General features: G+C 64.4%; 17 protein-coding genes, 1 tRNA gene, 1 other RNA gene and 1 pseudogene. 12 read left to right on the forward strand and 8 right to left on the reverse strand.

From position 1 onward, the window contains the following. The first annotated feature begins 33 nt into the window (after positions 1 to 33). Genes glgC through glgX form a run of 3 tightly spaced genes read left to right on the forward strand, consistent with a single transcriptional unit; the run spans position 34 to position 4,623 of the window. On the forward strand, positions 34 to 1,293 hold the full coding sequence (gene glgC / locus SPBM01_RS03240) for a glucose-1-phosphate adenylyltransferase (protein WP_188063985.1): 1,260 nt from the start codon (positions 34 to 36) through the stop codon (positions 1,291 to 1,293). 13 nt (positions 1,294 to 1,306) lie between these two features. Beyond that, the gene (gene glgA / locus SPBM01_RS03245) at positions 1,307 to 2,755 is read left to right on the forward strand and encodes a glycogen synthase GlgA (protein ID WP_188065535.1); all 1,449 of its coding nucleotides are present in this window, start codon (positions 1,307 to 1,309) and stop codon (positions 2,753 to 2,755) included. After that, the gene (gene glgX, locus SPBM01_RS03250) at positions 2,752 to 4,623 is read left to right on the forward strand and encodes a glycogen debranching protein GlgX (protein ID WP_188063986.1); all 1,872 of its coding nucleotides are present in this window, start codon (positions 2,752 to 2,754) and stop codon (positions 4,621 to 4,623) included. Before glgA ends, glgX begins: the two co-directional genes overlap by 4 nt. Before the next feature lie 5 nt (positions 4,624 to 4,628). On the opposite strand, the gene SPBM01_RS03255 is transcribed toward glgX, so the two are convergent. Together SPBM01_RS03255 and folK are read right to left on the reverse strand one after the other, a co-directional pair. Continuing rightward, positions 4,629 to 4,704 (reverse strand) — tRNA-Lys (locus SPBM01_RS03255). Positions 4,705 to 4,782: 78 nt separating this feature from the next. Further along, positions 4,783 to 5,280 carry a 2-amino-4-hydroxy-6-hydroxymethyldihydropteridine diphosphokinase gene (folK, locus tag SPBM01_RS03260; protein WP_188065536.1) on the reverse strand — a complete coding sequence of 166 codons (498 nt, stop codon included), beginning with the start codon at positions 5,278 to 5,280 and terminating at the stop codon, positions 4,783 to 4,785. A 23-nt stretch (positions 5,281 to 5,303) separates the two neighbouring features. On the opposite strand from folK, the gene SPBM01_RS03265 reads away from it, so the two are divergent. Beyond that, entirely contained in the window at positions 5,304 to 5,966 is a 663-nt protein-coding gene (locus tag SPBM01_RS03265) for a uracil-DNA glycosylase (RefSeq protein ID WP_188065537.1), read from the forward strand. Positions 5,967 to 6,032: 66 nt separating this feature from the next. On the opposite strand, the gene rpsD is transcribed toward SPBM01_RS03265, so the two are convergent. Beyond that, positions 6,033 to 6,647: a 30S ribosomal protein S4 gene (rpsD, locus tag SPBM01_RS03270; protein ID WP_169573330.1), complete on the reverse strand. Its 615-nt coding sequence runs from the start codon at positions 6,645 to 6,647 to the stop codon at positions 6,033 to 6,035. 244 nt (positions 6,648 to 6,891) lie between these two features. Between rpsD and SPBM01_RS03275 the strand changes: the two genes are divergently transcribed. Beyond that, positions 6,892 to 7,188, forward strand: a complete 297-nt coding sequence (locus SPBM01_RS03275) for a chorismate mutase (protein WP_188063987.1) — start codon at positions 6,892 to 6,894, stop codon at positions 7,186 to 7,188. Here the strand turns inward: SPBM01_RS03275 and SPBM01_RS03280 are convergent. The 4 genes and pseudogenes from SPBM01_RS03280 to rpiB all read right to left on the reverse strand — a co-directional run bounded on the left by SPBM01_RS03280 (position 7,185) and on the right by rpiB (position 10,542). Then, positions 7,185 to 8,241 (reverse strand): annotated as a pseudogene (locus SPBM01_RS03280) (TrmJ/YjtD family RNA methyltransferase). The gene SPBM01_RS03275 and the pseudogene SPBM01_RS03280 sit on opposite strands and share 4 nt — an antisense overlap. Before the next feature lie 82 nt (positions 8,242 to 8,323). Continuing rightward, positions 8,324 to 8,782 carry a transcriptional regulator NrdR gene (nrdR, locus tag SPBM01_RS03290; RefSeq protein ID WP_188063990.1) on the reverse strand — a complete coding sequence of 153 codons (459 nt, stop codon included), beginning with the start codon at positions 8,780 to 8,782 and terminating at the stop codon, positions 8,324 to 8,326. A gap of 3 nt (positions 8,783 to 8,785) precedes the next feature. Further along, the gene (gene glyA, locus SPBM01_RS03295; RefSeq protein ID WP_188063991.1) at positions 8,786 to 10,093 is read right to left on the reverse strand and encodes a serine hydroxymethyltransferase; all 1,308 of its coding nucleotides are present in this window, start codon (positions 10,091 to 10,093) and stop codon (positions 8,786 to 8,788) included. Between the two features lie 11 nt (positions 10,094 to 10,104). Further along, entirely contained in the window at positions 10,105 to 10,542 is a 438-nt protein-coding gene (gene rpiB / locus SPBM01_RS03300) for a ribose 5-phosphate isomerase B (protein ID WP_188063992.1), read from the reverse strand. A gap of 102 nt (positions 10,543 to 10,644) precedes the next feature. Between rpiB and SPBM01_RS03305 the strand changes: the two genes are divergently transcribed. Continuing rightward, positions 10,645 to 10,851 (forward strand): LPXTG cell wall anchor domain-containing protein, encoded by a 207-nt coding sequence (locus tag SPBM01_RS03305; RefSeq protein ID WP_188063993.1) that lies wholly within the window; start codon positions 10,645 to 10,647, stop codon positions 10,849 to 10,851. A gap of 101 nt (positions 10,852 to 10,952) precedes the next feature. Here SPBM01_RS03305 and SPBM01_RS03310 read toward each other — a convergent pair whose 3' ends face one another. Further along, positions 10,953 to 11,609, reverse strand: a complete 657-nt coding sequence (locus tag SPBM01_RS03310; RefSeq protein WP_188063994.1) for an alpha/beta hydrolase — start codon at positions 11,607 to 11,609, stop codon at positions 10,953 to 10,955. A gap of 142 nt (positions 11,610 to 11,751) precedes the next feature. Here SPBM01_RS03310 and SPBM01_RS03315 point away from each other — a divergent pair, with 142 nt between their 5' ends. The 6 genes from SPBM01_RS03315 (at position 11,752) to SPBM01_RS03340 (ending at position 17,325) form a co-directional block, all read left to right on the forward strand. Further along, the gene (locus tag SPBM01_RS03315) at positions 11,752 to 12,891 is read left to right on the forward strand and encodes a cysteine desulfurase family protein (protein WP_188065538.1); all 1,140 of its coding nucleotides are present in this window, start codon (positions 11,752 to 11,754) and stop codon (positions 12,889 to 12,891) included. Beyond that, positions 12,888 to 13,976: a cysteine desulfurase family protein gene (locus tag SPBM01_RS03320; protein WP_188063995.1), complete on the forward strand. Its 1,089-nt coding sequence runs from the start codon at positions 12,888 to 12,890 to the stop codon at positions 13,974 to 13,976. Before SPBM01_RS03315 ends, SPBM01_RS03320 begins: the two co-directional genes overlap by 4 nt. An 18-nt stretch (positions 13,977 to 13,994) precedes the next feature. Beyond that, on the forward strand, positions 13,995 to 14,330 hold the full coding sequence (locus SPBM01_RS03325; protein ID WP_188063996.1) for a 2Fe-2S iron-sulfur cluster-binding protein: 336 nt from the start codon (positions 13,995 to 13,997) through the stop codon (positions 14,328 to 14,330). Between the two features lie 7 nt (positions 14,331 to 14,337). Next, positions 14,338 to 15,321, forward strand: coding sequence for an SGM family class A beta-lactamase (gene blaSGM / locus SPBM01_RS03330; protein ID WP_188063997.1), 984 nt, complete (start codon positions 14,338 to 14,340; stop codon positions 15,319 to 15,321). Between the two features lie 250 nt (positions 15,322 to 15,571). Beyond that, positions 15,572 to 15,669, forward strand: an RNA gene (gene ffs / locus SPBM01_RS03335) — signal recognition particle sRNA small type. 51 nt (positions 15,670 to 15,720) lie between these two features. Then, positions 15,721 to 17,325, forward strand: a complete 1,605-nt coding sequence (locus tag SPBM01_RS03340; protein WP_188063998.1) for a DNA polymerase III subunit gamma/tau — start codon at positions 15,721 to 15,723, stop codon at positions 17,323 to 17,325. Position 17,326 lies beyond the last annotated feature (1 nt).

A 17,326-nucleotide genomic window follows, 5' to 3' on the forward strand; every position in this document is an offset into this window, starting at 1 on the left:
CGATCACGGGCGGACATTGAGGAGAGGCCCAGAATGCAACCAAGGAATCAGCCGATCGCACGCGACGCCATGGCCTATGTGCTGGCCGGAGGGCGTGGCAGCCGGCTTGCCGAACTGACCGACAAGCGCGCCAAGCCTGCCGTCCATTTCGGCGGCAAGGCGCGGATCATCGACTTTGCCCTGTCCAATGCGCTCAACAGCGGCATCCGGCGGATCGGCGTGGCGACGCAATATAAGGCGCACTCGCTGATCCGGCATCTGCAACGCGGCTGGAATTTCCTGCGCCCCGAACGCAACGAAAGTTTCGACATCCTGCCCGCCAGCCAGCGGGTGTCGGAAAGCCAGTGGTATGAAGGGACGGCGGACGCCGTGTTCCAGAATATCGACATCATCGAAAGCTATGCGCCGGAATATATGGTGCTGCTGGCGGGCGATCATGTCTATAAAATGGACTATGAACTCATGCTCCAGCAGCATGTCGATAGCGGCGCGGACGTCACGGTCGGCTGTCTGGAAGTGCCGCGCAAGGAAGCGTCGGGTTTCGGCGTGATGCATGTCGATGAAAAGGACATCATCACCGCGTTCATCGAAAAGCCCAAAAACCCGCCTGCCATCCCCGGACAGCCCGACATGGCGCTGGCGTCGATGGGCATTTATGTGTTCCGCACCAAATTCCTGATCGAACAGTTGCAGCGCGATGCCGCCGACCCCGCCAGCAAGCGCGATTTCGGCGGCGATATCATCCCCTATATCGTCAAACATGGCAAAGCGGTCGCGCATCGCTTTTCCAGCAGCTGCGTGCGCGCCGAAAGCGAACTGGAGCCTTATTGGCGCGACGTTGGCACGATCGACGCCTATTGGCAGGCGAGCATCGACCTGACCGATGTCGTCCCCTCGCTCGACCTTTACGACCGCAGCTGGCCACTCTGGACCTATTCCGAAGTCACGCCGCCTGCCAAATTCGTGCATAATGAAGAGGGGCGGCGTGGTTCGGCGACATCGTCGCTGGTCGCGGGCGGCTGCATCGTGTCGGGTTCCTCGCTCCATCGCAGCCTGCTTTTTTCCGGGGTCAAGACGCACAGCTTCTCGTCCGTCACCGACAGCGTCATCATGCCCGATTGCGAAATCGGGCGGGGCGCGCGCCTGCATAAATGCGTGCTGGATTCAGGGATCATCATCCCCCCCGGCCTGATCATCGGCGAAAACCCCGAACAGGACGCCCGCCGGTTCCGCCGCACCGACAGCGGCATATGCCTGGTGACGCAGCCCATGATCGAACGATTGGCGATTTGACGCATCCATGGCCATCCCGATGAAACTTCTGTCGGTCGCATCCGAACTTTATCCGCTGGTTAAGACCGGCGGATTGGCCGACGTCACGGGCGCGCTACCCGGCGCTCTGGCGGCACATGGTGTCGCGACGCGCACATTTGTGCCGGGCTATCCCGCCGTCCTGTCCCAACTGGGCAAGGCGAAGGTGGTGCGCCGTTACGACACGCTGTTCGGCGCAGCGGCTACTTTACTGTCGGCCAAGGTCGGCGACCTGGATCTGCTGGTGCTGGATGCGCCGGATTTCTTCGCGCGGGAAGGCGGTCCTTATGGCGATGCGGCGGGCCGGGAATGGATCGACAACTGGCGGCGCTTCGCGGCGCTGTCGCAGGTAGGGGCGGACATTGCGGCCGACGGAGTGAAGGGCTGGCGGCCGGACATCGTCCATGTCCATGACTGGCAGGCGGCGCTGACTGCGGCCTATATGCGCTTTGGTCCCGCTCATGCCGTGCCTAGAGTCGTGACCATCCACAATCTCGCGTTTCAGGGGCGCTATGGGGCGGAAATATTCGGAGCGCTGGGCCTGCCGCCCGAAGCCTGGGGCGTCGATGGCGTCGAATATTATCAGGGCGTCGGCTATCTCAAGGCAGGACTTGTATCGGCGCAGGCGATCACGACCGTCAGCCCCAGCTATGCGCAGGAAATCCGCTCGCCGGTCCACGGCATGGGTCTGGACGGCCTGATCAACGGGCGGATCGACCGGCTGCATGGCATATTGAATGGCGTCGATACCGATGTGTGGAACCCCGCCGACGACCCGCTGATCGCCCGGCGTTACAGCGGGCGGGCGCTGGCCGGACGCGGTGCCAACCGGCGCGCGCTGGAAAGCCGCTTTGGACTGGACCATGACGGCGCGCCTTTGTTCATCATCGTCAGCCGCCTGACCTGGCAAAAGGGTATGGACCTGATGATCGACACGATCGAGCATCTGGTCGGGCTGGGCGGCAAGCTGGCGGTGCTGGGATCGGGCGACCATCCACTGGAAGGCGCGTTTCTGGGCGCGGCGGACCGCCATCGCGGGCGGATCGGCGTGCAGATCGGCTATGACGAACCGCTATCTCACCTGATGCAGGCGGGTGGCGACGCGATCCTGATCCCGTCGCGCTTCGAACCATGCGGCCTGACCCAACTTTATGCGCTGCGCTATGGCTGCGTGCCGGTCGTGGCGCGGGTCGGCGGGCTGGCCGATACAGTGATCGACGCCAATGAAGCGGCGCTGGGCGCAGGCGCGGCGACGGGCATCATCTTTGCCCCGTCCGACACGCTGGCGCTGCACGGAGCGATCGGGCGGGCGGTGCAATTGCATGGCGACAAGGCGCAATGGCAGGCGATCCAGCGTGCCGGGATGCGCGCCGACGTATCATGGGACCACAGCGCCGCCCGCTATGCCGCGCTCTACCGCACGCTGCTGGCGGAGGCGGCGTGAGCCGCGGCGGTGCCGCGCCGGTCCTGACGCAGGCGGGTGCGCATTTTTCCATATGGTCGCCCGATGCCGATCAATTGTGGCTGTGCCTGTTCGATGTGGCGGACCGTGAAACGCGCCTGCCGATGTTGCGCGATACGACGGGCAACTGGCATGTCGAAGCGACCGGCGTTGGCGCAGGCGCGCGTTATGGCGTGCGGGCCGATGGGCCTTATGATCCGGCGGCGGGCCTGTGGTTCGATCCCGACAAGCTGCTGCTCGATCCCTATGCGCAGGCGATCGACCGGGCGTTCGTCTACGACCCGGCTCTTGCCGCGCCGCGTGGGGCAGGGGGCGACACCGCGCGGCTGATGCCCAAGGGAGTGGTGACGGCGCCGCTCGCGACGCCATCCCCGACAGCGCCCTGTTTCACCCCCGGCGGCCTGATATACGAACTCCATGTGCGCGGCTTTACCATGGCGCATCCCGACGTGCCGCCGCAGCAGCGCGGCACCATCGCCGCGCTGGCCCATCCCGCCGTGATCGCGCACCTCAAGCGGTTGCATGTGTCCGCCATCGAACTGATGCCAATCAACGCCTGGATCGACGAGCGGCATCTGGGACCGTTGGGGCTGACCAACTATTGGGGCTATAATCCAGTCAACTGGTTCGCGCTGGACCCGCGCCTTGCCCCCGGCGGCATGGCGGAATTGCGCGATACGGTGGCGGCGCTGCATGATGCGGGGATCGGCGTCATGCTCGACATGGTCTATAATCATGATGGCGAAAGCGACGTGCTTGGCCCCACGCTGTCGCTGCGCGGTCTGGATGCGCGGGGTTATTTTCGCCATGCGCCCGACGGGCGACTGATCAACGATACTGGCACGGGCAACAGCATCGCCTGCAATGCGCCGGTGGTGCGCCGCATGATCCTGCAATCGCTGCGCCACTTCGTGGAGGTCGCGGGGATAGACGGGTTTCGTTTCGACCTTGGCCCGGCGCTGGGGCGGATGGACGATGGCTATGATCCGAACGCGCCATTGTTGCAGGAGATGCGAGCCGACCCCGTGCTGGCCGATCGGGTGATGATCGCCGAGCCGTGGGACATCGGGCCGGGGGGCTATCAACTGGGGCGCTTCCCCGGCTGGCTGGAATGGAACGACCGCTATCGCGACGACATGCGGCGCTTCTGGCGGGGGGATGCCGGGATGCTGGGGGCGTTTGCGACGCGGCTGACCGGATCGGCGGACCTGTTCGACGGCATCGCGACCCGCAGCATCAATTTCCTGGCGGCGCATGACGGTTTCACGCTGGCGGACCTGACCGCCTACGAACAGCGGCACAATATCGCCAATGGGGAACAGGGGCGCGATGGCCATGGCGAAAATCTGAGCTGGAATAACGGTACCGAGGGGCCGACCGACGACCCGGCCATCGGCGCAGCGCGCCGCCATGACGTCAAGGCATTGCTGTCGACATTATTCTGCTCACGCGACACGATCATGCTGTGCGCGGGCGACGAATTTGGCCGCAGCCAGCAGGGTAACAACAATGCCTATGCGCAGGATAATGCGATCAGCTGGGTCGATTGGGATGGGCGCGACGGGGAAGTGGAGGCCCATGCCTTTGCTTTGGCGCAACTGCGCGCGCGCCATGCCTGTCTGCGCGATACGCGGTTCCTGACGGACATGGATGTCGCGTGGCTGGATGAAGCCGGCGCGCCGCTGACGGTCGGGCAATGGGAAGACCCGTCCCGCCGCCGTCTGGCGCTGCATTTCCCCGGCAGCGGGTTGACGCTGTGCCTGAACGGCGCGGACGAGGCGTGCGACTTTCACTTGCCCGACGGCAGCATGGTCGCGGTCGCGGCACGATCATTATTGCCTGTGGGATAAGGAAGTGGTGGGCTCGCCGGGATTCGAACCCGGGACCTACAGATTAAAAGTCCGTTGCTCTACCGACTGAGCTACGAGCCCCTACCCATTCCATCTATCGCGATCTAGGTCATGCCCCGATCTGCGGTCGGCACCCACTAGAGGCGGCAGGCGCGCCGGTCAACCTTTTGAAGCAGCTTTTCCAAGACGAAAGGCAAGGTGGCGGATGGCAAGGCCGGTGCGCGGGTCGCGCCAGCCCGGCGCAATGGCCCGCAACGGCGTCAGCACGAAGGCACGCCTGCGAAATTCGACATGGGGGATGGTCAGCGTCCGGCTGGAAAAGCAGCCGCCCGACCATAGGATGATGTCGATATCGACGCTGCGCGCGCCCCAGCGCCGGAAGCGTTTGCGCCCAAGATCGCGTTCGATCGCCTGAAGCGCGGTCAGCATGGCGCGCGGCGCCAGCGCGCTTTCGACCAGCAGCGCGCCATTGGCGAAGCGGCGCCGCGACGGGCCGATCGGCGCAGTTTCGATGGTCGGGGAGACACGCATTATCGTTGCGACTTTCCCGATGCGGACGACGGCTTCGTCCAGCAAGCGTGCCGGGGAGCGTTGCGCCGACAGGGGGCGGTTCGACCCAAGGGCAAGCGCATAGATATGGGTTCTTGTGTCGGGCATCATCGCTCGCCTATCTGCTGCGCGTGATCCTGCAAAGCCCCATCCCACAAACAGAGCCGCCGCATGACTGCCCGCTCTGTCCCCGCCTCGTTTCGTTGCGACAGGAATGTCGCGCCGAACATCCCGACTGGTGGAATGCGCCGGTCCCGGCCTTTGGCGATCCACAGGCGCGCATCGCCATCATCGGGCTGGCACCGGGCAAGGCAGGCGCGAACCGCACCGGGCGGCCCTTTACCGGGGACCAGTCGGGGGCGTTGCTATTTGCAACGCTGGCCAGATTCGGGCTGGTCGAGGGGGATTATACCGGCAGCGTCGATGATGGCGTGATGTTGAAGGATGTCGTCATCCTGAACGCGGTGCGGTGCCTGCCGCCGCAGAACAAGCCTGTTCCGGCGGAAGTCCATGCGTGTCGCCCATTCCTGGCGCAGGGCGCGGCGGCATTGCCCCGTGCGCGCACCTTCATTGCACTGGGCGAAGTCGCGCATCAGTCGGCGGTCAAGATATTGGGCGGCAGGCTGCCCAAGGCGCGCTTTGCCCATCTGGCCGAACATCGGGTGCCGGACGGGCGGATGCTGGTCGATAGCTATCACCCGTCGCGCTATAACCAGAATGTCGGGCGGCTGACGGACGAGATGTTCGACGCGGTGTTCGCGCGCGCGCTGGAACTGCGCGACCGGGTGGAGTGATTCCCATATGAAAAAGGGCGGCTCCTTGCGGGGCCGCCCTTTTTCGAAACTTTCGGTGGAAAGCAATTAGCGCGAATAGAATTCGACGACCAGATTGGGTTCCATCTTCACCGGGTAAGGCACTTCGTCCAGCGTGGGAACGCGGACATAGGTAACCTTGGTCGCGCCATCGGGTGCGACATAATCGGGGATGTCACGCTCGGCCAAAGCCTGTGCTTCCATCACCAGCGCCATTTCCTGCGCCTTCTTGCCCAAGGTGATTTCGTCGCCCGGCTTTACCAGACGCGAGGCAATGTTGCACTTCACGCCGTTCACATAGATGTGGCCGTGCGAAACGATCTGGCGCGACGAGAAGATGGTCGGCGCGAACTTGGCGCGATAGACGACGGCGTCCAGGCGGCGTTCGAGCAGGCCGATCAGGTTCTGGCCGGTATCGCCCTTCATGCGGCTGGCTTCGAAATAGTTCTTCTTGAACTGCTTTTCGGTGATGTCGCCGTAATAGCCCTTCAGCTTCTGCTTGGCGCGCAGCTGGATGCCGTAATCTGAAACCTTGCCCTTGCGGCGCTGGCCGTGTTGCCCCGGACCATATTCGCGCTTGTTGACAGGCGATTTGGGACGGCCCCAGATATTCTCGCCCATACGACGGTCGAGCTTATACTTGGCGCTGGTGCGCTTCGTCATGGTATTTCCTTACAATAGCTAACAACGTTTGTTCACCCCCCTGATCCGAAAACCGGTTCCCACTTTTCGGGGAGGGTGAATGTTATTCCCGGTATCGCCTACGTCCATATTGCGCCTTGGCACTCAGGGGCAGGGCCACCGCTTCACCGGGATGCGGGACCAATTGCGAAGGCGCGCCTATGAACAGAAGGGGGCGGCGAGTCAAGTCTCGACAGGCGCGCTGCGGCGGCTTAGTCCACAGCGCATGAATCCCGAAAGCTATTCCACCATGACGCAGGTGCGCGCCGGTGTCGATAATCTCGACCGGCAGATCGTTGCCCTGCTGGCCCAGCGCTTTGCCCATATGCGCGCCGCCGCCCGGATTAAGCCGGACCGCAGCGCCGTGCGTGACGAAGCCCGCAAGGCGCAAGTCATCGCCAATGCCTGCGCGGAAGCCGAAGCGCTGGGCGTGCCGTGCGATCTGATCGCGGGTATGTGGGAAGAGCTGGTCGAAGCGTCGATCGCTTATGAAATGGCGGAGTTCGACCGGACGCGGGATTAGCGTTCGCGCGGGCGGTTGATGTGCGATAGCACGCCGCGCAGGGTGCGCACTTCCAGATGGTTCCAGCCCGGCTTGGTCAGCAGGTTGCGCAGCGTCAGCCGGGTCGCGACCGCACGGTCGGGCGGGAAGAAATAGCCGACCTTTTCCAGCAGGTCGGAAAACTGGACGATCATCCCCTCCAACTCCTCCTGCGGCGCGGGTTCGCCAAGGTCGGTCAGGGTCGGTTGCGACAGGTTTGCTTGCTTGGACCATTCATAGGCGCACAGGATGACCGCCTGCGCCAGATTGAGCGAGCCGAATTCCGGGTTGATCGGCACGGTCAAAATCTTGCGCGCGACCGAGACATCTTCGGTTTCCAGCCCCGCCCGTTCCGGCCCGAACACATAGGCGCAGCGCCCTTGGGCAGCATGGATTTCGCGCGCCGCTTCCTCCGGCGTTACCACCGGCTTGGTCACGCCACGTTTGCGGACGGTGGTGGCGTAGACATGGGCGCAGTCGGCTACGGCTTCGGCCAGGGTTTCGTAGACCTGCGCCTGATCCAGAATGAAGTCCGCGCCAGCTGCGGATGGGCCTGCGTCGGGATTGGGCCAGCCGTCGCGCGGGGAGACGAGCCGCATTTCGGTCAGCCCGAAATTGAGCATGGCGCGCGCGGCCTTGCCGATATTCTCGCCCAGTTGGGGGCGGACGAGGACGATGACGGGGGGAGGGGTGGGGGTGTTCATTTTATCACTTTTTTGAAAGGCATCTTCTTCCGTTCGCCCTGAGCGAAGGCGAAGTGTGGGAAATGGCAGCATCTTTAAGCTTTTGCCAGTTCCCGGCAATCAGCGCTTCCTTCTTCTTGCGCGACCAGCCCTTGATCTGAAATTCGCTTTCCATTGCCTCGGCGCGCGTTCCGAACTCCGCCGACCACATCAGCTCTAAAGGTCGGCGCTCAGAGGTGTAACCCTTGATTATGCCCGACTGATGTGCCGCAAAGCGGGCTTCGAGGTCATCTGTATGGCCTGTGTAGTAAGAGCCGTCTGCGCATCTGAGGATATAGCTGTAGAAGGCCATCTTGCGTCATTACCTCGCTACGCTCGGTCCGGGCCTTCGACTTCGCTCAGGCTGAACGGATGGGGGCTTATATATTCAGAACTTACCCGCCCACTTCCTTCACAGTACTCGCGAATTCCTCGAAATCCTTTGCGTCCGTGAAGTCCTTATAGACGCTGGCGAAGCGGATATAGGCGACGCTGTCGAGGCGTTTGAGGCCTTCCATCACCAGTTCGCCGATGGCGCGGGCGGGGACTTCGGTGTCGCCGCTGGTTTCCAGCTGGCGCTGGATGCCCGAAATCAGCTTTTCGATGCGGCTGGGATCGATCGGCCGCTTGCTGCACGCGATGCCGATGGAGCGGGCCAGCTTGTCGCGTTCGAACGCTTCCTTGCGCCCCTCGCTCTTGACCACCCAGATGTCGCGTAGCTGGATGCGTTCGAAGGTCGTGAAGCGCGCGGCGCACGCTTCGCACTGGCGGCGACGGCGGATGGCGGCACCATCCTCCGTCGGCCGACTGTCTTTTACCTGACTGTCCTCATGGGCGCAGAAGGGACAGCGCAACTTTTATCCCTCGTAGATCGGGAAGCGGGCGGTCAGGGCCAGCACCTTGTCGCGCACATGCGCTTCGACCTGGCCGTCGCCGTCGGGACCGTTGCGCTTGAGGCCTTCGACCACTTGCGCGATCAGCGTGCCGATTTCGCGGAACTCCGCTTCACCGAAACCGCGCGTGGTGCCTGCGGGCGTGCCGAGGCGGATGCCGGACGTGACGAAGGGGCTGGCCGTGTCAAACGGCACATTATTCTTGTTGCAGGTGATATAGGCACGATCGAGCGCCTTTTCGGCGGCCTTGCCCGTCGTGTCCTTGGCGCGCAGGTCGACCAGCATCAGATGATTGTCGGTGCCACCCGACACGATCGACAGCCCAGCATCGGCCAGCGTGGCGCTCAAGGCGCGGGCGTTGGCGACGATCTGATGCGCGTAGGCCTTGAATTCCGGGGTCAGCGCTTCCTTGAACGCCACTGCCTTGGCCGCGATGATGTGCATCAGCGGGCCACCCTGAAGGCCGGGGAAGATCGCGCTGTTCAGCTTCTTGGCCAGCGCTTCGTCGTTGGTCAGGATGATGCCCGAACGCGGGCCACGCAGCGACTTGTGAGTCGTGGTGGTGGTGACATGGGCGTAAGGGACGGGCGAGGGATGCGCGCCGCCCGCGACCAGACCGGAGAAATGCGACATGTCGGCGAGCAGGTAAGCGCCCACTTCGTCGGCGATTTCACGGAAGCGGGGGAAATCCCACACGCGCGAATAGGCGGTGCCGCCGCAGATGATGAGCTTTGGCTTACATTCACGCGCGATGCGGGCGACTTCGTCCATGTCGATCAGATGATCGTCGGCGCGCACGCCGTAAGGGACCGGGTTGAACCACTTGCCCGACATGTTGACCGGCGAGCCGTGGGTCAGGTGGCCGCCCGACGAGAGGTCGAGGCCCATGAAGGTGTCGCCGGGTGCAAGCAGCGCCAGGAACACGGCCTGATTCATCTGGCTGCCGCTGTTGGGCTGAACATTGGCGAAGGCTGCGCCGAACAATGCCTTGGCCCGTTCGATGGCCAGGGTTTCGACGACGTCGGCATATTCGCAGCCGCCATAATAGCGCTTGCCCGGATAGCCTTCGGCATATTTGTTGGTGAAGATCGAGCCGGCCGCTTCCAGCACCGCTTTCGACACGATATTTTCGGACGCGATCAGTTCGATCTTGTCCTGCTGGCGCTTGAGTTCGTTACCGATCGCGCCGAAGATTTCCGGGTCCGCGCGGCTGAGGTTTTCGCTGAAGAAGCCGTCCTGACGGATGGCGGGGGACAGGGTGTCGATGCTCATCTGTTGTCCTTTCAGAGCGCGGGCTGGGAGAGTTTTTCGACGCGGCCGGTGTGGCGGCCGCCGCCGAAATCGGTGGTGAGGAAGGCCGTGACGCAGGCCTTGGCCATGTCGATGCCGGTCAGGCGCGCGCCCATGGCAAGGACGTTGGCGTCATTATGTTCGCGCGACAGGGCGGCGGACAGCGGTTCGCCGACCAAAGCGGCGCGGCAGGCCGGGTTGCGGTTCACCGCGATGGAGATGCCGATGCCGGAGCCGCACAGCGCGATGCCGCGTTCCGCCGCGCCGGATGCCACCGCTGTCGCCAGCTTGTAACCATAATCGGGATAATCGACCCGGTCGGCGGTGTCGGGACCAAGGTCTGTCACCTCATGCCCTTCGTCGCGCAGCCATTGGGCCAGTTCGGCCTTCAGGTCGATGGCGGCATGATCGGATGCGATGGCGATTTTCATTTGGCTGCGTCCCTTCACCGGCAGGGGTGATTCGTTCCCGCGCCTCATAGGGGCAGAAGCGGTGGATTGCCACTATCGACCGCCGCCCTTATGGGAAGGGCCATGACAGGGACGGTGCAATCCATATTGATGCTGGCGGGGCTGCTGCTGACGGGCGGGGGCTTTTATGTGCTGGTGAAGCTGCGCGACAGGAAGCGCGGCGCGCTGATGCTGGTCGCCGGGCTGGTGATGTTTGGGAATGTCGCGATCATGGCGGTGCCGGTGGCGGATTTGCCGGTGCCTGACATGGCTGCGTCGAAGCAGCGCTGAGCGATCTAGCGCGGCTTCGACTTCGCTCAGCCAAGCCCTTCGACAGGCTCAGGGCGAACGGGGAGGGGTGAGGCCGCCTGAACAGGCAGCCCCGATTTTCCTTAGCGGATGGGCGAATCCGGGGACAGGCGCATGTCGAGATAATTGTCGATCGACTTCATCAGTTGATCGAGTTCATGTTCGAAGAAATGGTTCGCGCCACGGATTTCGTCGTGGTGGATGGTGATGCCCTTTTGCGTGCGCAGCTTGTCGACCAGTTTCTGCACCGCGCTGGCGGTGACGACTTCATCGCCGGTTCCCTGCACGATGATGCCCGACGAGGGGCAGGGCGCGAGGAAGGAGAAGTCGTACATGTTGGCGGGCGGCGCGACCGAGATGAAGCCACGGATTTCCGGGCGGCGCATCAGAAGCTGCATCCCGATCCACGCGCCGAAGGAGAAGCCCGCGATCCAGGTGGTCTGCGCTTCGGGATGGAAGCTCTGCACCCAGTCGAGCGCCGCTGCGGCGTCGGACAATTCGCCAATGCCATTGTCGAACGTCCCCTGGCTGCGGCCGACGCCCCGGAAGTTGAAGCGCAGCACGGCAAAGCCACGTCGCACGAACGTCTTGTAGAGCGCCTGGGTGATGCGGTCGTTCATCGTACCGCCGCCCTGTGGGTGCGGGTGCAGGATCATGGCGACCGGCGCACGCGGGCGGGGCGGGGGGCTGAAGCGGCCTTCGAGGCGACCTTCGGGTCCGGGGAAAATGACGTCGGGCATGGCACCTGTTATCGTTCTGGGCCGCCCGGCCGGAAACGGCGGGAGGCGAATGGATGGCGCGCCATGGGATGTGCTGGCGCCGCGCGGCAGACCGCCTATATAGAAGCCGCCGCCATTTCCGCAATCAATGAGTAACATCCCCTTGGCCGCTGAACGCCTTTATCTCGATCATGCTGCGACGACGCCGATGCTGCCGCAGGCGCAGGCGGCGATGGTGGGTGCCATGGCCAGTTGGGCCAACCCGTCCAGCCCCCACGCCGACGGGCGCGGGGCGCGCGCCGCGCTGGAGCAGGCGCGGGCGCGGATCGGCGCGGCGCTGGGGTGGGACGGGCCTGCCATCTTCACGTCAGGGGCGAGCGAGGCGATTGCCATCGGCCTCACGCGCGCCAAGGCGGGGCGGGTCGTCACGTCGGCGGTGGAGCATGATGCTGTGCTGCGGGTCGTGGGGGATGCGGAACAGTTGGGTGTGGATGGGGATGGCATGATCCTCTCCCTCCGTCATCCCAGCGCAGGCTGGGATCCCGCTTCTTCTGTTGCGCTGGACGAAAAGGGAGAACCCAGCCTGCGCTGGGATGACGGGACAAAGGGCTGGGATGACGGAGATAGGGGCGGGGCGACCATCTTCGCCATCCAGCATGTGAATAACGAAACCGGGGTGATCCAGTCGCTCGATACGCTCGACCGGCGGGGGGCATTGCTGTTTGCCGATTGTGCGCAGAGTGCGGGGAAGCTGGCGTTGCCGGATGCGGACATGATTGCGATCAGCGCGCACAAGTTCGGTGGGCCGCCGGGGATCGGGGTGTTGCTGGTGCGCGATCTGGCATTGATCCATGCCAGTGGCGGGCAGGAGCAGGGCTATCGCGCGGGGACCGAGAATCTGCCCGCGATACTGGCGATGGCGGCGGCTTTGGAGGCGCGGGCAGACTGGTTGCCGGAGGCGGCCGATCTGCGCGCGCGGCTGGACGCGGGGATCGAGGCGGCGGGCGGGGTGATCGTGGCGCGGGATGCGGCGCGCATCGCGGCCATCGCCAGTTACCAGATGCCGGGCCTGTCGGCGCGGGCGCAGTTGATCCAGTTCGATCTGGCCGGGATTTCGGTGTCGGCGGGCAGCGCCTGTTCGTCCGGGTCGCTCAAGACCAGCCATGTGCTGCACGCGATGGGATGGGACGAGGCAGCGGCGAGCGAAGTGGTGCGGGTGAGTTTCGGGCCGCAGACGGGGGAAGGCGATATCGATCGCTTTCTGGCCGCCTGGACAGCGATGGCGCAGCGGGCGCGGCGATGATCTATCTGGATTATCAGGCGACGACGCCGCTGGCCCCGGAGGTTTTCGAGGCGATGGTGCCGTTGTTGCGCGACCAGTTCGCCAACCCGCACAGCGCGCATCGGATGGGGCGAATGGCGGCGGCGCAGGTCGAGGTGGCGCGGGACGAGATCGGCAAGCTGCTGCCCGCTGGGGGGCGGACAGTCTTTACGTCCGGGGCGACCGAGGCGCTGAACATCGCGATTCAGGGGGTGCCGCCGGGGGACATCGTGACGATCGCGACCGAACATGCCGCCGTGCTGGATACGGTCGAGGCATTGCGGCGGGCAGGGCGGGGCGTGACGGTCCTGCCGGTCGGGGCGGATGGCATCGTGAATATGGCGGCGGCGGCGCGGGCGATCCGGCCCGGCGTCGCTCTGGTTGCGGCGATGCTGGTGAATAATGAGATTGGCGTGATCCAGCCTGTCGCGGCGCTGGCCGATATGGCGCGGCGGGCCGGGGCGCTGATGCTGTGCGACGCGGTGCAGGGTTATGGCCGGGTGGCGATCCCCAATGGCTGTGACATGGTGGCGATCAGCGCGCACAAGATCCATGGTCCCAAGGGCGTGGGCGCTTTGTGGGTGCGGAACGGGGTTAAGCCAGCGCCGCTGATCCATGGCGGGGGGCAGGAAGGCGGGCTGCGGTCGGGGACGCTCTCGCCCGCTTTGTGCGCCGGGTTCGGCGTGGCGGCGCGGCTGATGCGGGAGCGGGCGGAGGCTGATGCGGCGCATGTTGCAATGCTGGCGCGGCTGGCGCTGGCGCTGTTGCCGGAGTGGGGGCTGAACGGCAGCGCAGAGGCGCGTTATCCCGGCAATCTCAACCTGCGGCGCGAGGGATTGGATGGGGCGCGGTTGTTGTCATATTGCCGCAATATTGCTTTTTCGCTCGGTAGCGCTTGCGCAAGCGGGTCCGGGCGGCCTAGCCATGTGCTGCGCGCGATTGGCCTGACCGAGGGTCAGGCGCGCGGATCGGTTCGGATCGGCTTTGGCCGATATACGACACCGGCTGAACTGGAGAGTGCTGCACAGGCTTTGAACGAGGCGGCAGCCGCACAAGCGGCGCCGTAAAAGGGAGCGTCGCATATCATGACCAGGGTCACCTTCATCAGCGCCGACGGGCAGCGACGGCAGGAAGTTGACGCCCCGGCGGGATCGGTGCTGCTGGAGATTGCGCAGGCCGCTGGGCAGCCGCTGGAAGGGACGTGCGAGGGGCAGATGGCCTGTTCGACATGCCATGTCATCATAGAATCCGCCGATTTCCCGCAGTTGAAGCGGGCGAGCGAGGATGAGGAGGATATGCTGGATCTGGCCGCTTCGGCGACGCGGACCAGCCGCCTGTCATGCCAGATATTGCTGGACGGGACGATGGAACGGCTGACCGTTCGCATCCCGGCCGAAGCTTATAATATGCAGGGGATGTGAGGGGCGCATGATCCGGTCGCTATCCTTTGCCGCGCTGGCCGTGATGCTGGTGCCAATGCTGATATCGGCTGGGCCTGCCACTGGGGCTGCCGACAAGAAGAAGGCCAAGGAGCCGGTGCCGACCGGGCGGCTCGATTCGCTTTTGCCGCCAGCGCCCCGCTATCTGGTGCCGCAATCGGCGCTGACAGATGTGCGCAATCCCCGGACCATCGAGGAAGAGACGGGCGGGCGGCTGGGCATTGCGCTGGTCGACAGCAAGGGGGCGCTGCTGCTGGGGTTCAACCGGGACGAGCGGTTTGCGCTGTGTTCGACGTTCAAGGCGCCACTGGCCGCTGCCGTGCTGATGGGCGCGGATGCAGGCAAGTTCGGGCTGGACGGGCAGATATCGTTCGGGAAGGACGACATCCTCGATCACGCCCCGGTGGTGAAGCAGAACCGCAAGCGGGGGCGCATGACCATGAGTGAGTTGGCGCAGGCGGCGGTCGAGGTGAGCGACAATAGCGCGGCCAACCTGTTGCTGCCGATGCTGGGCGGGCCGGAGGGGCTGACGGCCTTTGCCCGCGCCCATGGCGACACCGTGACGCGGCTGGACCGGAACGAGCCGACGCTCAATGAAAATGCGGAGGGCGATCCGCGCGACACGACCAGTCCGGCGGCGATCGCGGGGCTGATGGGGCGGTTGATATTCCGCGACATGCAGGCGCAGAGCGCGGACATGCTGCGCGGCTGGATGAACGCCAGTCCGACCGGCGACAAGCGGATAAAGGCGGGCCTACCCGAAGGATGGACGTCGGGCAGCAAGACCGGGACGTGCGGCACCGCCTATAATGACGTGGCGCTGGTCAAGTCGCCGGGCGGGGATGAATATATATTGGCGGTCTATCTGGACCGGCCCACGGTCGACGCGAAGAAGGCGGAGGCCGCGATTGCCGATGCGGCGCGGGCGGCGCTGGATTTTGTGGGGCGGGCGCAGAAAAGCGGGCTGGATTGACGCCATTAAGTAGACAGCGAGATGGACATAGAGTGCGCGAAAATGCGATTGTAACAGGTGTTACAGTTTTCATAATTTTCGTGTAAATATGTTTATATTTCAAATGGTTATGAAATAAACCTGCCGCGAGTTTCGTGGACGGCGATGACGCGGATTTTGCCGCTTTTGCGCGTGGATGCGCCATCGCCGCCATTGCCAGCAGGCGCGAAACCGCCCCTTGCCATCCCCCGCCTTCTTCGCCATATGCCGCGCCGGGAGTCGGGCGGACGCAGTCGTCGCCAACCTGGTCAGGTCCTGACGGAAGCAGCCACAGTGATTTTGCTGCGGGTCGTTCCGGCTCCTACTTTTCCGCTATTATCCCGCTTCGACAATGGCTGCCCAAGCGGCTAGGACACAGATATGTCCGATTCCCCCCAGCCCTATCGCGTCCTGGCGCGCAAATATCGACCGCGCAGTTTCAAGGAACTGATCGGGCAGGATGCGATGGTGCAGACGCTGGGCAATGCGATCCGCCGGGGGCGGCTGGCCCATGCCTTTTTGATGACCGGGGTGCGCGGGGTCGGCAAGACGTCGACCGCGCGGCTGATCGCCAAGGCGCTGAACTGCGTCGGGCCGGACGGGCAGGGCGGACCGACGATCGACCCGTGCGGGATATGCGAACCGTGCGTCGCGATTGCCGAGGGGCGGCATATCGACGTGGTGGAAATGGATGCGGCCAGCCATACCGGCGTGGACGATGTGCGCGAGATCATCGAGGCGGTGCGCTATGCCGCCGTGTCGGCGCGCTATAAAATCTACATCATCGACGAAGTGCATATGCTGTCCAAAAACGCTTTCAACGCGCTGTTGAAAACGCTGGAGGAGCCGCCTGCCCATGTGAAATTCCTGTTTGCCACGACCGAAGTGAACAAGGTGCCGGTGACGGTATTGTCGCGGTGCCAGCGGTTCGATTTGCGACGGATTTCGGCGGAATTGCTGGCGGCGCATTTCGCCCATGTGGTGGAAGCCGAGAGCGTTGCGGCGGAGCCGGATGCGCTGACTTTGATCGCGCAGGCAGCCGAAGGGTCGGCGCGCGATGGGCTGTCGATACTGGATCAGGCGATTGCGCACGCAGAGATGGGCGAGGGCGCGCCGACCGTTACGGCGGATCAGGTGCGCGACATGCTGGGCCTGTCCGATCGCGGATCGGTGCGGCGGTTGCTGGGGCTGTTGCTGGCGGGGGATAGCGGCGCGCTGCTGGGCGCGGTGCGCGACCAATATGCGCTGGGCGTCGAGCCGCTGGCGCTGATGCGCGGGCTGATGGAACTGGTCCATGCAGTGACGCTGGTGAAGGCCGGGCGCGACATTGCCAGCCCCGGCCAGTCGGCCGAGGAGCGCGAGGCGCTGGCGGAATGGGCTTCGCAGCTTGGCTTTGCGCCGTTGCATCGGCTGTGGCAGCTGGTGTTGAAGGGGCATGACGAGGTGGCGGGCGCGGTGCTGCCGATCGAAAGTTGCGAAATGGCGCTGTTGCGGGTGATGCACGCCGCGACCATGCCCGATCCGGGCGAGATTGCGCGGATGTTGCGGGATGGTGTTGCGGCAGGTGGTCAGGCAGGTGCGGGGGCAGCGCCGGGCGGATCGTCCGGCCCGGCTTCGAACCTGCCCGCAACCATCGAAGCGGTGATCGAATTGCTGTGGGAGCGCAAGAAGGGGCAGATGGCCGACCATCTGCATGATTGCGTGGGACTGGTCAGCTTTGCCCCGCCCATTGTCGAGTTGCGGTTGACGCGGCCATGGGCGATGGGTGATTTTTGTCGGCAGCTGGCCGATGAATTGAAGGCAGCGACCGGCGCAAGCTGGCGCATCAGCCAGAGCGACGGGCCGGCGCAGCCGACGATATTGGAACAGGATCAACAGCGGCAGGCCAGCGAGCGGGCCGCTATATTGGAAACCCCCGTGGTGAAGGCGGCCATGACCGCCTTTCCAGACGCCGACCTGGATCGCGTCGAACAATGGAGTGCATGAG

It is taken from the genome of Sphingobium sp. KCTC 72723 (genome assembly GCF_014280435.1).
In the GTDB taxonomy this organism is placed as follows: domain Bacteria; phylum Pseudomonadota; class Alphaproteobacteria; order Sphingomonadales; family Sphingomonadaceae; genus Sphingobium.